Source organism: Roseibium marinum (assembly GCF_002906165.1).
Lineage (GTDB): Bacteria > Pseudomonadota > Alphaproteobacteria > Rhizobiales > Stappiaceae > Roseibium > Roseibium marinum.
The window spans coordinates 26,930-42,146 of record NZ_PPCN01000021.1 but is presented as its reverse complement, the minus strand read 5'-3'; the positions used below and the strand labels follow the sequence as shown (position 1 = coordinate 42,146).

Annotated in this window: 12 protein-coding genes and 4 pseudogenes; 8 read left to right on the top strand and 8 right to left on the bottom strand. The window is 52.7% G+C overall.

Annotated elements, in window-relative coordinates:
- Positions 1–67 precede the first annotated feature (67 nt).
- The 6 genes and pseudogenes from CLV41_RS26820 to CLV41_RS28425 all read left to right on the top strand — a co-directional run bounded on the left by CLV41_RS26820 (position 68) and on the right by CLV41_RS28425 (position 2,943).
- Positions 68–418 (top strand): antitoxin Xre/MbcA/ParS toxin-binding domain-containing protein, encoded by a 351-nt coding sequence (locus tag CLV41_RS26820; RefSeq protein WP_103225596.1) that lies wholly within the window; start codon positions 68–70, stop codon positions 416–418.
- A 2-nt stretch (positions 419–420) separates the two neighbouring features.
- Positions 421–921: an RES family NAD+ phosphorylase gene (locus CLV41_RS26815; protein WP_103225568.1), complete on the top strand. Its 501-nt coding sequence runs from the start codon at positions 421–423 to the stop codon at positions 919–921.
- A 162-nt stretch (positions 922–1,083) separates the two neighbouring features.
- Positions 1,084–1,449 (top strand): annotated as a pseudogene (locus tag CLV41_RS26810) (CoA transferase); the annotation flags it as partial.
- A 138-nt stretch (positions 1,450–1,587) separates the two neighbouring features.
- Positions 1,588–1,971, top strand: a pseudogene (locus tag CLV41_RS26805) (IS6 family transposase); the annotation flags it as partial.
- A 389-nt stretch (positions 1,972–2,360) separates the two neighbouring features.
- A complete protein-coding gene (locus CLV41_RS26800; RefSeq protein WP_146048652.1) occupies positions 2,361–2,693 on the top strand; it encodes a hypothetical protein in 333 nt (110 codons plus the stop codon).
- 28 nt (positions 2,694–2,721) lie between these two features.
- Entirely contained in the window at positions 2,722–2,943 is a 222-nt protein-coding gene (locus CLV41_RS28425; protein ID WP_103225595.1) for a relaxase/mobilization nuclease domain-containing protein, read from the top strand.
- 10 nt (positions 2,944–2,953) lie between these two features.
- Here the strand turns inward: CLV41_RS28425 and CLV41_RS26790 are convergent.
- A pseudogene (locus tag CLV41_RS26790) lies at positions 2,954–3,951 on the bottom strand (IS3 family transposase); the annotation flags it as partial.
- A 65-nt stretch (positions 3,952–4,016) separates the two neighbouring features.
- Here CLV41_RS26790 and CLV41_RS26785 point away from each other — a divergent pair.
- Positions 4,017–5,033: an IS110 family RNA-guided transposase gene (locus tag CLV41_RS26785; RefSeq protein WP_103225566.1), complete on the top strand. Its 1,017-nt coding sequence runs from the start codon at positions 4,017–4,019 to the stop codon at positions 5,031–5,033.
- Between the two features lie 236 nt (positions 5,034–5,269).
- Here the strand turns inward: CLV41_RS26785 and CLV41_RS26780 are convergent.
- Positions 5,270–5,386, bottom strand: a pseudogene (locus CLV41_RS26780) (transposase); the annotation flags it as partial.
- A 46-nt stretch (positions 5,387–5,432) separates the two neighbouring features.
- Between CLV41_RS26780 and CLV41_RS26775 the strand changes: the two are divergent.
- Complete coding sequence (locus CLV41_RS26775; RefSeq protein ID WP_103225565.1) at positions 5,433–5,816, top strand: relaxase/mobilization nuclease domain-containing protein; 384 nt, start codon at positions 5,433–5,435, stop codon at positions 5,814–5,816.
- 43 nt (positions 5,817–5,859) lie between these two features.
- Here CLV41_RS26775 and CLV41_RS26770 read toward each other — a convergent pair whose 3' ends face one another.
- The 6 genes from CLV41_RS26770 to CLV41_RS27665 all read right to left on the bottom strand — a co-directional run bounded on the left by CLV41_RS26770 (position 5,860) and on the right by CLV41_RS27665 (position 15,203).
- Complete coding sequence (locus CLV41_RS26770; RefSeq protein WP_103225564.1) at positions 5,860–6,834, bottom strand: phosphotransferase; 975 nt, start codon at positions 6,832–6,834, stop codon at positions 5,860–5,862.
- Positions 6,835–7,082: 248 nt separating this feature from the next.
- Complete coding sequence (locus CLV41_RS27670; protein ID WP_146048651.1) at positions 7,083–8,618, bottom strand: nucleotidyltransferase family protein; 1,536 nt, start codon at positions 8,616–8,618, stop codon at positions 7,083–7,085.
- A 232-nt stretch (positions 8,619–8,850) separates the two neighbouring features.
- Positions 8,851–9,816, bottom strand: a complete 966-nt coding sequence (locus CLV41_RS26755; protein ID WP_103225561.1) for an IS481 family transposase — start codon at positions 9,814–9,816, stop codon at positions 8,851–8,853.
- Between the two features lie 893 nt (positions 9,817–10,709).
- Entirely contained in the window at positions 10,710–12,122 is a 1,413-nt protein-coding gene (locus tag CLV41_RS26750) for a hypothetical protein (protein WP_146048650.1), read from the bottom strand.
- Between the two features lie 181 nt (positions 12,123–12,303).
- On the bottom strand, positions 12,304–13,431 hold the full coding sequence (locus CLV41_RS26745; RefSeq protein ID WP_146048649.1) for a glycosyltransferase family 4 protein: 1,128 nt from the start codon (positions 13,429–13,431) through the stop codon (positions 12,304–12,306).
- Positions 13,428–15,203: a hypothetical protein gene (locus CLV41_RS27665; RefSeq protein ID WP_146048648.1), complete on the bottom strand. Its 1,776-nt coding sequence runs from the start codon at positions 15,201–15,203 to the stop codon at positions 13,428–13,430. The genes CLV41_RS26745 and CLV41_RS27665 overlap by 4 nt, the downstream gene beginning before the upstream one ends.
- Between the last annotated feature and the right edge of the window lie 14 nt (positions 15,204–15,217).

Below are 15,217 nucleotides of genomic sequence, written 5' to 3'. Positions count from 1 at the left end.
TCTTGAATGCCTCTCAAAGTGACGCTATATTACGTCGATAATAACGGCATATATGTGGAGCTATGTCATGGATCTCACAGCCTATTCGGATCATGGACTGTTCGCGCCGAACAAGATTGCCAGGGCCTTTCGTACGACAAGCGAGGAAATCGCGCGCACAGTTGGTCTTGGCAAGGATGCGGTGCAACGCAAGGATCGGGTGTGTTCCGACAAGACACAGCGTCGCCTGCGCGAAATGGTGGAGATCGTCAACAAGGTCGAACCGCGCTTCGGTTCCGCCCTGATGGCCTATGCCTGGTTTCGCTCCGAGCCGCTGCCTGGATTTTCCGGGCAGACAGCCATGCAACTGGTGCGAGATGGACGGTCCGAAGAGGTGCTTGACTTCATTGATGCCGTCGACGCCGGGGTTCACGCCTGACCGTGACGTACACCTATTCCGGAAAACTCTATCGAGCGCTCAATCCGGTCTATGCGCGTGAACCGCTGTCAGGGCGCGGCGCCGGACTCTATGGCGGCCGGTTCAATCCCAAGGGTGTGCCCGCGCTTTATGCATCAACATCGGTACTGACTGCTTTGCGGGAGGCCAATCAGGTTGGTGATCTGCAGCCGTCGACGCTCGTTTGCTATCGCGCCGAAATCGAGATGGTCTTCGATACCAGCGACACGACTGCACTCCGCACGGCGGGTTTTGATGAGCTTGCTCTGGCCGATCCGACCTGGCGCGATCAGATGAGGACGACGGGCGAGGCGCGGACGCAGCGGTTCGCGCGTGAGCTGATTGCAAATGGCTACAACGGGCTGCGTGTGCGAAGTTTCGTCAAGGGATCTGGCCCGGGTGACATGAACCTGGTGCTTTGGAGATGGGGCATGAATGCCCCTTCGCGGCTGGAACTGGTCGATGACGAAAATCGGTTGTCCTGAGCGGCGGAAGCCCAAGCTGAATTTTCGATATTGGACGATCGAGACGGGAAATCTCTTCTATTCAGAAATCGAATTTTCTAGGGCTGCAATATCATAGACGGCTATATTCCAACCCGTCGGCAACTGGCCTAGCCTTTGTCTCCGATAATCTGGAGACTTTTTATGGGCGCTCTCGACGGCATTCGTGTGCTGAGCTTCAATCATTTCCTATCTGGACCCGCGGCCGCCCAGCATCTGGGGGACCTCGGTGCCGATGTCATCGCTGTTGAACCGCTCACCGGCGCCTTTCAGCGCAATTGGGCCGTCGCGAACCGCTATGTCGACGACACTTCCGTCAATCACATCACGACCGGCCGCAACAAGCGTTCCATCGCAATCGATCTGAAGTCCCCGGAAGGCATTGCGGTCGCAAAACACCTGATCGCAGGCACGGACGTCCTGATGGAAAACTTCCGGCCAGGGACACTTGACAAGCTCGGCCTCTCCGAGACGGAAATGCGCAAGGTCAACCCCCGGATCATCTACGCCACGTCCGACGGCCACGTAATGATCTCCATGTCCACGCCCCCCGATCTGGCCAGGGCGCTCGACCTGCCGGAGTTTCTGGAACTCACCGAAAAGGATGGTTTCGACCGACGGGCGGAGATTTCGTCGAAGGTCCGGGAAGGCATGGCAGTCGATCACAGCACCATCAACAGGTGGGTTTTGGCGTATGCGCCGCTGATCGAAAAGCGGCTACGCCGGTTCCGCAAACCGCATTGCGGATCGATCCGCATCGATGAAACCTATGTGCGCATCAAGGGCCAATGGCGCTATCTGTATCGCGCCATCGATAAGCATGGAAATCCGGTCGGTTTTCTGCTCACGGCGAAGCGCAATCTGAATGCAGCCAAGCGGTTCTTTCGAAAAATGTTGAAGGATGCCCCGTTGCTGTCGCCGGGCAAAATCGGCACAGATGGTGCCGGCACTTTCCCTCCGACCATCGGGGACGCGGTTGACGGCGGCCTGCTTGCTTCGGATCCGGTGCACTATGTGACCAAACATTTGCAACCGAAGCCGTTGGCGGCAAGGTGCTTGCACCCTCGTTCACTGCTTCAGAGAAAGACCGCGGCGCGACCGACTGGAACGACTTGAAGCAGCTCCGCGGTGAAAAAGGTCTGCTGACGGCCCTCAGAGATTCGTTTGCGCTCATGCAGCGGGAACACGCTCGCGGCAAGGACAAGGGGCTTGGGCGTGAGCTGGAGAGGTCGCGGTGACCATCGCTCACCTGCCGTACCCGGCAGCTCGCGTCGCTCTTTCCACCTCAAAAAACAAAGGGATATCCCAATGCTGTTGCATCTTGTCCCCCGTTTGTATGCCGACCGTGTCACTGAACCGGATTGCGCCGTGATCGAGGTTCAGTGTCAGGAGCTCGGATTCCATTTATCGGAGGGCGCACGGTGAAACGGCCGAGGCGCGTCCAGCTCATTACTTACGTGAACTCGGATATTCACAACCGGATCACGGCCCATGCGAAACGGACAAACCTGTCCGTTTCCAAGGTCGCTGAGCGGATTCTTGAAACCGGCAAGTTCCCGGACAGATCGATAGACCAAACGGTTTTGAACCTGTTGGCCATCAACGCAGACCAGGCCCGGCTTGGCAACCTGCTTCTGAAGGGCCTCAACGAAGCATCTGACGGTCACCTTGTCCGCCAGATGCAATGGCTGCTGCGAGAGGTTCGCCAGACCCAGGAGCAGATCAAGGCTCAGATCGTCAGGCTGAAACCATGATTGCCAAAAAAACTGCGCTGAAACGGTCCTGGGGGCCAAGGCCCTCGCCAAATACATCTTTGCCGCCAAGGAGAAGGGCGAAAAGCTGGAGGATTTCTGGCTCTCCAACTGCAAGGCCGGCACAAAACTCGAGGACCTGGACACGGCGATCGCGGAGTTCCGCGCGACGCAAGGCATGAACCAGCGCAGCAAGTCGGATCCAAACTACCACCTCGTTGTCTCCTTCGCCGAGGGTGACCTGCTCCCCTGATTGTCCGCATTTATAAGTTAGCTCTGTTCATGGTGTGGTCTTTTGCGGACAGGGTTGCAAATTCGTGTGGGGTGAGCCCATCAAGGCTCGTATGCGGTCGGTTCAGGTTGTAGTCGATCCTCCAGTTTTCAATGATGTCCCGGGCGTGGCGATAGCTACGGAACAAGTGCTCGTTAAGGCATTCGTCTCTCAAGCGCCCATTGAAGCTTTCAACGAAGCCGTTCTGCATCGGCTTGCCCGGCGCGATGTAGTGCCATTCTACGCAGCGGTCTTGCTGCCATTTGAGCATGGCGTTTGACGTGAGTTCGGTGCCGTTGTCACTGACCACCATCAAGGGATAGCGGCCACGACGTTCTGCGATCCCGTCCAGTTCCCGCGCCACGCGGGCTCCGGAGATCGAGTTGTCGACCACGGTTGCCAGACATTCCCGACTGAAGTCATCAATGACACACAAGATACGGAACCGGCGGCCGTCAATCAGGGCATCGGAGACGAAGTCGAGGGACCAACGCTGATCGGCTGCCTGTGGCACCGTCATCGGGGCACGTGTTCCCAGGGCTCGTTTCCGGTCGCCACGCTTGCGGACCGTCAGACGCTCTTCCCGGTAGATCCGGTAGACCTTCTTCCAGTTGGCCTCGATGCCTTCGCGCTTCAGCAGTATGTGCAGCCGGCGATAACCAAACCGCCTGCGTTCCGAAGCCAGTTCCTTCAGCCTCTGGCGCAGGTCAGCATCATCGGATCTCGTCGACCGATAGCGGTACACACGCGGGTCGATGCCGACCAGTCCGCAGGCTTGTCGTTGCGAATATCCTCTGGTTTCAATTGCCCAGCTCACGGCACTTCTCCTTGAGCCAGGCGTCAGAAGTTTTTTCCGAGCATCTCGCGGAGCGTCGACACATCCATCATCGATTCCGCGAGCAGCTTCTTCAGTTTCGCGTTTTCTTCTTCAAGGGACTTCAGCCGCTTTGCCTCAGAGACTTCCATGCCGCCATACTTCGAGCGCCACTTGATGGGATGGACGGCTCTCCCGCCCCCGGGACAAGATCAGTGCATCGGAGACACAGGAGGATAGCATGACCATCAAGACCATCGGGATCGATCTGGCCAAGAATGTATTCGAGCTTTGCGGGCTCGACGCAAACGGAGAGATAGTGTTCCGCCGACGCGTGCGCCGGGAGACACTGCTGCGGGCGGTGGGGGAGATCCCAGCCTGTGTGATCGGCATCGAAGCTTGCACCGGAGCCTTTTTCTGGCAGCGGCAATTCGAAGGCCTCGGGCATGACGTTCGGATCATCGCCCCTCAGCACGTCAAACCCTTTTGTCGGCGGCAGAAGAACGATCGCAATGATGCCGAGGCCATCGCCATTGCAGTCACGCAACCCCGCATGCGCTTCGTTCCAAAGAAAAGCGTCGCTCAGCAGGACATTCAGTCCTTGCACCGGGCGCGACGTAGGATGGTCAACCACCGGACCGCGCTGGTCAGCCAGATGCGGGGGATCCTCTTGGATCGGGGCATTGCTTTTGGCCAATCGATCACGCGCGCAAGGCGGATGATCCCCGAGATCATCAAAGATCGGTACAACGATCTGACGGAGCTTTGCCGCGAGACCCTATCCTCCCTGCTGGAACTGATGATGGAGATCGACAAGCGGGTGCAGGACTTTGACCGGCGCATTGACCAGGTCTTCCGCTCGAGCGAGACCTGTCAGCGTGTGGGAAGGATCCGGGGAGTGGGGCCCAAAACCGCCACGGCGGTCATTGCCGCTGTGGGGGATGGGCACGACTTCGACAACGGACGCCACATGGCGGCTTGGCTAGGGCTGGTCCCGCGTCAGCATTCAAGTGGAGACCGAAAGATCCTGATGGGAATAAGCAAACGCGGCGATCAGCATCTGAGAACCTTGCTGGTCCATGGTGCCCGTGCCGTCGTACGAACCGCAGTCGGCAAGACCGATCGGTTCAGCCGGTGGGTGAATGAGCTTCGGGAACGTCGTGGGACGAACCGTGCCATCGTTGCCGTTGCCAACAAGAATGCACGCATCATCTGGGCGTTGTTGGCCAAGAACGAGGAATACCGCCCCGCAGCCTGAAGCGAGACGGTTCAAGGTGCAGGCCTAAGAGGAAATGAACCGACCGGACGGACCCGGCGCATGGAGACCCTGGCTTTTATAAAGGCCCATGAGGCCGACCATTTGTTGAGGGCCATGCTTCGCGGATTACCCATTTGGGCGCGCCACCATCGACCGGCGACGCCGGATAGATGTCAGCACCCGTCATGCTCGATCATCACCTCGAAACGCTTGCAAAGGGAGAGCCGTCCATAGATGTAAAACGTCGCGTCGCTGACGCCGTATTTACGGCAAAGTTCAGCTGCCGACAGGCCAGCCTGATGTTCTTTCAAAATGCCAATAATCTGTTCTTCAGAGAACCTGGATCGCTTCATCGTCTGTTTCCTTCAATTGAGAACAGACTAACCTCAAAACGCGGAAATTTCAGGGGAGCAGGTCAAGGGCGAGAAACCAGACATCAACGTCCTGAAGGATATCGAGACGGAATTCGCCAAGGCTCTCGGCCTGGAAGACCATCAGCGTGTTGTCGGCACTCATACCAACACCGACAACTTCCACATGCACATCCAGTTCAATCTGGTCCACCCGGAAACTTTCCGGATGCACACCCCCTATCGTGACTTCCAGTTCCTGCAATCGACCGCGGCCATGCTGGAAATGAAACACGGTCTGCAGGTCGTCAAGGGTCGTGGCCAGGACAACGAGCGCGACAACGGCAAGGTCAGGGACAAGGAAGCCAACTCCTGGGAGCAATCCTTCTCCGGATACCTGAAGGAACACCGAAACGATCCAGATTGCGGCTGAGCTCACGGTTCCTCGATAACAAAATGCCGAGAAATCATGGGGTTCAGGTCATCAGATACAAGCGGTCACTCTTATTGAATTCCCCCGTCAATAATCTACGTGTTACGCTTGCAAGTGTTTCCTTGCTTACTCCATGTGAAGTCCTTTTGACGTTATTCTGATACCAGTAGTCATTCCAGTAAACGAACATTAAGTAGAATAGCCTGTCAATAAAGTCCTCACCACTAACCCAATCCGACGAAGCTGCCCGTATACCTTCATGTAGGATGTAATACGTTCCATCGTATCCAAACTCGTGAGGGTAAAGACAAGCTATCTCTAAGTCGTACAAATCTTTTTTGCCGAAGCTCAAACCGGACTTCCCAAAATCTATCAGATAGGGATTGCCGTTGTGGATCAGAATATTACCAAAATGCATATCGCCATGGACGATCTTAATATTTGAACCGAAAAGTATCTCTCCCATTTTCGAAGTGATAAAAGTTTCTGCTAGATTGCAGACCTCCTCAAATCCCTTGATTTCTCTGCAGTATGATACCAACTCGAAAAATCTACTTACCAGATTTGCGATTTCAGTTGCCTCTACTGTTTCCTTCACAGCGTGATATGTTGATGTGTTTTCTATTGATCTGACAATTCTTAGTTGCTCAACAATTTTAGTAGATATTTCTGATATGTGAGCTTTCTGCTGTCCATCATTTAGACCGGAAATAACGTTTCCTGGAACGAAAGGCAGAACGGAATACGTTACATCTTCAACGGTTCCGAACACCGAAATGTGTGTGGGATCAGGCATGACCATTTCCCTGTATTTGAGTTCGATATCAAATCTGGCACGCTCCTTTAACTTGCAGTCGCTGGATAGACCCAAGCGGATTATCTTCACAACATGGTAGTTGTCGCACAAAACAACGCTCCCGGTGCGATCAGATCGAAATATGTGCGACACATGTTTGACAATCGCTTGTTCTCTGAGGATCTGAATAACTCGATCTTGAATTTCATCAGCCAAATTCACATGGTTTTCCTTTTGGGAGAGCTGAACAGAACCTCGGTTTTGCAAATCTTGAGTCCTGCCCGATCGTCCCGTTAGAAAACATCTCTAAACCTGTAACCAGTAGGACAAACGAATACTCTCTGTTTGCCGGAAGTGGCGCTCGCGCCTTCAACGCGAACTTGAAAATACCTGGATATGTCGGGAACTTGCACTGGAGTTCTAAAATATTGATGGCGCTATCAATCCCACCAGTCCGAATGTGTCACTACTTAGCAAAACCGCAGGGTTATGCAGGCTAACCAGCCCCGTTCGGCTTCCCAGGGCAATAACGGTGCCGCAGCGCTCACAACGATATGCGCAACTCTCTTCTCGAGGAGCGTATTGAAGTCGATTTCACAGCGAAGCACCGTCTCCGCAATCATTGAAAACGCTTTGAGTGAAGAGGTGGCTTTTTGGGTGCCCCAAAGGTATTGGATGGTCGCAAGTTCATCCTGATTCTCCCATTCAAACATTTCACCATTGCACTCCAAGTATACTCTGAAGTGTTCTTGAATCTCCGCACCACCCGGAATATCAATCGTGAGGCAATCTCCAGATCGGACGATGTGTATAACGTGTTGATCAAGCACTGTCGCGCCTACGACCGCTACGCCAACTGTCTCTCTTGTTTTGTTGTCGCCAATATTAAGCTCGAGACATTCCCCATCGCGGATGCTTATTTCCTTTGCGCCGACGGCTGCGGCCACCTCATGCGTTCCTCGTCGCGATGAGATATCCAGTGCGGGATTGCCATCGAATGGAAGCCAGAAGCCTCCGGCTACCAGCCTTTGAAATGAAACGGGACGGGAAGAGACTTGAAATGTTATTTCAGGAGTAAAGCCCATGTCTTGTAATACATCAATTTGTGCTAGTTCAAAAATGACTTCGCTGAACCAAGTAACAGCTTCCTGCATTCTAAATTCGCTCACCAGCCACATAAAATGATTAGCATCAAAGCGCTCGTGTGTAATCAAATCAAGACATTCGCAAATGTCTGACATACGTAATTCTGGCTGATTGTATAAATGCGAAACGTTATGCGTTACGAAATCTTTGTAAGAAGTAGCAATTATAAATAGTACGCAAAAAGTAGCAGATGGGATAGAAAATGAACAATTGCTCAAAGTTAACGTATGACCAGTAGTAATACATTGAACGGGTGGAACGCCGCGCTCGACTACACGTGCGCCAAGTTTGAGGACTCCCGGACAAAACGATGCGGGCGGTGCAAAGTCATCCACTCGTTCCCAAAGAGGTATATACCGGTGCAGATCAAATGCTTCTTCTTTATAGTGTGCATTGAGAAACTCGTGTGGCGGATACCTGTTTCTTTTTACTTGAAGGTCTCTTTCCTGCAGTCTTGATTTTAGTAGCGTTGGTTTGGTTACTGCTAGATCGAAATCACCAAACGGCCGCAACAATCTCTCGTCTCCAAGAAAGAAGAACGACGTGTTATATTTGTAAGCCAGAACATCCATATCGAAGCAGAAGTTACTAATAAATTCGTTTAAAATTACTTGTTTTCTTTGGAATTCTCTCAAGACACGCCGTTGATAATTTTCGATAGAAACGATTATGTTTTTTCTTGGACCAGTGCGAGTTTCGGAAATTCTTTTTAAAATCCTACCTCCAATTCTGTGCTTATGTACAAAATTCAGTATTTCCTCCGGTTCGTAACCATCGAACAGACTCAACCGGTCTGACCTAAGTGTCAGAAATTTCAGAGTTTCTACTGCAATTTTTTCCTTTTCTTGCAAAATTTCCATCCTTTCCTTTATCTCCATCGTCGGAAAATAGAATGCTGGCGTCCTAATTCTACCGACCCTGTGGGTTAACCTCTGTTCGGCAGCTCCGACTTGACGTTCACTAAAATGTGTTAAATGTCTTGATTGCGACTGCAGAAAGACCGATCTGGTCAAACCGATGCTGGCAAAACACCCGGTTTCGAAGCTCCTCCGTGGATGAGGTCGATAGAAATTCTTCGACGGTCAGTCTGGATTAGGTGTTTAGTCCCGGCATTTGATGGGTCGGGTTAAGTGTGAAACGTTCAGACTCTGAAGTCCATCTCTGGCAAATGTATTCATAGGGCGTTAGCCCGCGCAGAGTTTTCAGTCGGCGCCCGAAATTGTAGGCGTTGATGAAGTCCTGAAGATGGGCTTCGAACTGGCTATGATCATCGTAGTGGAAGCGTTTGACCGTTGCCTCCTTGATTGTCCGGTTCATCCTTTCGACTTGGCCGTTTGTCCAGGGGTGTTTCACCTTCGTCAGACGATGCTCGATGCCGTTTTCCCTGCATCTCATGTCAAACATGTGGGTCATGTATCGTGCTGTCGGGCCATCGGCATAACGTGGTGGAAAGGTAAACTGGATTCCATTGTCTGTGAGAACGGTATGGATCTTGTAGGGCACGGCCTCAATGAGAGCCACGAGGAAGGCTGAAGCCGATGTTCGACCTGTCTTGCGAACGACCTGCACGAAGGCGAATTTGGACGTGCGGTCAATCGCAACGTAAAGGTAAAGTTTGCCTTCGGCTGTGCGGACTTCGGCGAAGTCGATATGGAAATAGCCAATCGGGTAGCGCTTGAACTTTTTCTTTGCTGGCTTGTCGCCTCCGACTTCGGGCAAGCGGCTGATACCATGACGTTGCAGGCAGCGATGTAGTGAAGAACGGGTCAGATGCGGGAGCGTCGGCTGAAGGGCGTAAAGGCAATCGTCCAGTGGCAAGAGCGTGTGGCGACGGAAAGCCACAATGATCGCTTCGTCCTCGACGGACAGAACCGTCGAACGAGGCTCTTTCGGTCCGGTTCGCAAGTCGGCCGTGGAAGTTCGACGCTTCCACTTTGCGACAGTCTTTTGATTGATGCCGTATCGCTTTGAAAGCGCCCTCAGGCTCTCTTGACTATTTTGTATTGCTCGACGGATCGCCTCTGTCGTTGTGGCGCTGCCGTGTAAAACTTGTCCCATAGTGCATCCTACCATTGGGGAGAAAAGACTGCACCATCAAAAACAGGGATCAAACACCTAGAACAACTCGAACGATTCATTTTGCAGATTAGTGACACTTCACGTTACTTCAAACTGGCGACGGAGGTGCCTCTCAGCAGCATCAAACACTTGCGATCGGCTCAACAGACACACCTTAAAATTGCACAAGTATATTAAACCCTCATAAGGGGATTGTGTCAACTGGACATCGCTAACTACCGGTATCTCGGACCGATAGGGTGGCGGTGCGAATTGGCTTTGCCTGAATCGCCGTCGACGCTTCGATTAGGTCGTTGAGTTTGATACGATGTGCCAAGTCCGTCTCCGTTACGTTCGGCCACTCATCGGCCTGCCTTCGACTTCATCTGGCGACTGTCTGAGACTTTGCCGATTCTGCGGGGAAATTTGAGGTATCATTGACAGGTGTTCAATTGGGAACCGGAAAGTGCGCTCCTGATGCTTTTATCCAAACCCTTTGCGGGCATCTTCCTGCGATGGCACTGCAGTGCAGGGCGACACCAATCGCGTTTTGGTCATATTGTGAGCCGCGCGCCAACAGCATGTCTTTACAACGCGCGCGTGGAGAGTGCCAGTCGAAGGCTGCATTCCTCATCCTTGTTGCGCTAGGTGTGAGTTCCAAGAAGGTTGTTCATTCGCATTGAAGGTCTGAGACTGGTTGGTGACCAAACACAATCAGTTTCAGGATCGATGGAATGAACAACCCGCACAAGAATGCCCGCACGTGTTTTTACAGTCGAGAGCAAATTGAGTTAATCCGCACATGCGAATTTTGACCCATGGGGTTGTCGTGGGAGGCTTGAAAGGAAATTGCGGGCCGGCATGGGCTGAATAGTCCATTTGGACGTCTTAATTCATTCATTAAAACGAAACAGGCGGTCTATTACCGCCGTTGCATCTGGGTATTTAACCGTTGCCCCGACGTTCTCAAGAATGCCTCGAACTGAATTGAAGCGCATATCGTCCGAGCGGAAAATCATCCCGCATTCTTTCTCCAGTGCTGTGCGCATTTTCGCAAACGTATCGTCCAGCATTGGGATGCCTGAAAACTGGATCCGGTCAAATGCAGCTTGAAATCTTTCCCGATCAATAGGTAATGTCATGTTTTCATGAACAATGCTAAATAGAATAGTATTGAAGAAAACTAGTAACCGCGTATTGTTCTTAGCTAATTCGACCTTATTTATTTGACCGGAGTTCGCCCCACCATACTCGAGAACGACTGCAACCATCCGTGTTTGAAACTCGAGAATTTCGGAGAATACTTTCTCTGGAAGAAAAACGCGAATCGCGGCGAAGCTCATACAGAAAAGGACGTAGGTTTCAGTATCGCATAATGAGCGGACGAATCGTAAAATTTCACCAGGTTGTAGATAGTCCTGACCTTCTAAATAAGTACTCTGCGCAAGACAAATTGGTTGAATTAGGTACCAATACGTTGCAATTTCGTCGAAATCTTCTTCATCGTATTGTCGCCCTAGAAAATGTGCGATAGTTTGAAACGTAATCAGGTCCTCAAAAGATAATATATCTTTGGAGGGGCTTCGAGGGAAAACACGGTGATCGTTGAAAATACTTTCTGGATCCTTCGCCCCGCAAGATTTCCACTGTTCGATTATCCTCGTATATTTCAGTCTATCAAGATAAATTGGCTCAGTTGAAACAAAGCTGCATTCTTCAAAATCGATTATTTCGATGGTTTTATCGTCGAGTAGCAGAATATTGCGCGGTAAAAGACCGGCAAGGAAAACTCCGCACCTTTTGCTTGCGAGCAGGCATGTTCGGAGCGTCTCGTCGGCGTCGACAGAGCGCGTTGGATCCGAGTTGAGAACAAGGGCATCGCTCAACGATACGCCTCGCGCCTCTGAAACAACCCAACTTCGGTAAGGCGAGGTGCTCAACAGGAAGTAGGAGCAGAAAGTGACGCCTGTTTGCTCCGCCACCGTTCTATAAACCGGAAGCGAGCGAATATAGGTTGCAATATGAACTTCTTGTTCTGCAAAATATGGCACGGTTTGCTTCATGATATATCGGTTTCTGCCGACTAACACATCCCTGAACCGGCCCCGGACATCGATTACATCTCGTGAGGTGCGAAAGCAAAACTGAATGTCTCTCGAAGGCGCTGCGGCACATAGCTCGGTTTCAAGGCAACGACCATCAGCGCTATGAGGCAACCATTCGGGATGATTGTGCACCAGCGTCCAGGGAAGTGAGACTTTGCGGGAGATGACTCGATCATGATTCTCAATTGTCGCAGCGTCCATTGGTTCATCCTTGGATAAGGCTCTGGGGAAGGGCAATGACTAAAACGGAGAGGTCAGATTGGTCCCCAAATCGCCGACCTAATAGGCGGTAAGCGGTGCGGGAATTGCTGTCGTATGTCATTTCGGGCATTCGTCAAAAGGTGGCGAAATGCAATTCCGATCGGCTGTTTCGCTAGCTCGATCATTCGGCTGACACCTGCGCGCTCGTAAGATCTAGGGACACCTCCTGCAGCCGTTTGGCCGCGTTAATCCAGGTTAGGTGCTTTGTGGTCTGCTGAGCGGAACGTCCAAGCCTTCTGCGAGTATCTTGCGACTCCACGAGTTCGGCCAAGGCTAAGGCGACATTTTCGACTGTGGGACCAAACAGTCGTGCGTCCTCCGACCACATGTCCGGTTCGGGCAATTGTTGGCGCGCCGAGTATTCCTCAGTTGCTGGTATCAAAACGGCGCTGTGCGCATTCAAGTAGTCCAATGCACCACCCCAGTCTGTTGTGAGAATGGCCATCCCTGTTGCTGCCGCCTCAAGCAACGGGAGGCAAAAGCCTTCCCCGCGGTGAGGCTGACACAATATATCGGAGCCAGCCATTATCCTGTTCAACTCCTTCGGCGACAACCAATCCTCGATGACGTCGATCGAAAAGCCGCATTCGGCTAAGCGGGCCACCTGAATTCGCCAAGTGTTGTTGACGTAGGAACGTGTTGCTACGTCCGGATAGTCCGTCAATTTCAGCGTCAAAGTCAGCCTGTCTTTCAAATCTCCCAAGCGTTCCACGGCGTTGAGCAGGATGTCCAACCCCTTTCGATATGCGGTCGAACCAATATAAAGGGCCCGGACTGGTCCAGATTTGTAGTGGAAGTTCCTTGGTCTGAAAACAGCAGGGTCGAAGCCATGCGGAACGATTGACAATTTTTCTCCGGCAATGCCGGCACGCCGACAGGCCGTCCATACGAAGCGAGACGGCACGACGACCTTTTCGATCCGCTGCAGTGGCTCTACCCAAGGTTCAGGAATGTAGTTAGCCTCAGTGACGATCATAGAGACCATCGGTCGGTGACGAATGTTTCGCAGTAGTCGCGGATCTTCAAAACTTAGTCCGATCGCGGGACTAGCCGCTTCTTTCGTGCTTGCGGGCAATCCGGTCAGCTCAAAACCGCCATCGTAACGGTCCGTAACCATCTCTGTTACTGAAACCGTACAACCGACTCGATCAAGAGCCTTGATGATCTCGCGGGCGACGTGAGACCAGGAGGCCGCCGAACGCAACATTCCAAAATAGTGCCAGCGGTCGACAGGAGGCCTACCAGTCACGCCTCACTCCTCTGCTGGGATCCGTGACTGACGACTACTGGCGCGCCAGTTAGGTGAATTTGTCCATTCAAAATGGCCATGACTTTCAGATAGTATATCTGTGCGGTTTGGTGAGGATCGTCCAGTATACACGTGATCGACAGGGATTTACTCTGACCGAGCCCCAGTGCCACCTCATGGATCTTTGGATGTATGCTCGGCCCACCAGTTTCCGCACCGCTGCTGATCGCGACAACTCCGACGCATCCTTCGGAGCCAGCACAAATCGTCACAACGAATTCTGCACTCTCGCCGACGGGGAAAGTATTGGAGCAAGCACTTGAAATGGACAAGGTGGTGGTAGATTTAGCCGGATAATCAAACAGTAGCCTGCAGTGGCCGCAGTCAACAAACACGCGATTGCCATCGAAGCTCTTGTAGGACCGCACAAACTGTTCAGGGATGCCGCAACTTGGACAAGGCGTGCGGACTACGTCTGTCGCGACTGAGGCGACGGACCAAAGTCCATGCGGCCAAGCTACCGTTTCCGCGCGAGTGATAACGTCCGCAAGGGCTCTAGACATACAATTCAACAGCTGAGAGACTGAACCACCGGCAAGCGCTTGTTGATGGATGGCGTTAAGCGCTTCTTTCAGCGGCGCAGATAGGCTCAGCGACATCTCCCGTTGATCTACCTCTGTCTGCACCGAGGCATACGTATTGGAGAGGTAGGCTGGACACGGCCACTCCGGATCACCCAGAAGATGATATGGCATGCGCGGGTTTCCGCGCGTGCGCAGTCGATTGATTGCAACGACTAGGTCACCCAATGTTCGACATCGCCTGGCACATTCGACAATGCGTTTCACATCATCGTTGCGACGCACGACTGCAACATCGGTGGCGATGACCGCTTCGATTTGCCGAAGGGCACCGACACTGATTGGCGGAAATCCCATCCGCACCGCGGGGCTGACAAAGCTTCCAGCCTCGCAGGCATCTAGGATCATTAGACCCGCAGAAAACGTATCGACGGGAAGCCGGAGATGCCGTGAGCTTGCACAGTCGAGCCGGTCAAGACAAGTGAACTTGGATTCGCCATCAGCGACGCCTCCTTCTCCACCCCCGCAAAACTGGCCTTCGTTTACACAATAACTGCGACCGTGGCCTTCAACAATAATGGTGGAGAACCGCCGGCTCTTAACGTCGTCGAGATAGCACAACAGTGCACTTGTTGGCAGGGTCGAAACAGGGCCACCCAGTTCGACTGGAATTTGCGGCCGATCGTCTGCCGACCATGTCGGCCCTGTTCTTGGAATGGCAAGAACCGCCTCGGTGCGCAAAGCTTCAAGCACGGACTTTCCCTTGTGCACGTGCGAGTGAAAACGGTCAGAGTCCGGTGCTGTGACAATACCGAATGCGGTACCTGGCCGATTTTCCGACGCGCATCGGCATGAGCGCAGGAGCATTCCCATTTGTTGTAGCGAAATACCGTCATTTGACCCCTCCCATGACTTTGTAGCCGATACTGGACCTGCGACGATGCACACTGAGCCATCGGTTGGAGCTTTCCGAAATGCAGCCTCCAGGGAAGTTTCGTCGAAGTCAGCGACAAGAAGTTGCCGGTCGCATTGCTCGGCCAATAAGTTCGCTGCTCCGATTGTTTGTGGAATCTGTCTAAATGCCAGCACGACGCTCTTGGAGGCTGGGTTCGACAACATCATGCTCGCTCCGGGATGCAAATAAGACTGGTCGAATAAATAAAAGAACGACTGGGCGGTGATGTTGATCACCGCCCAGCGAAAAG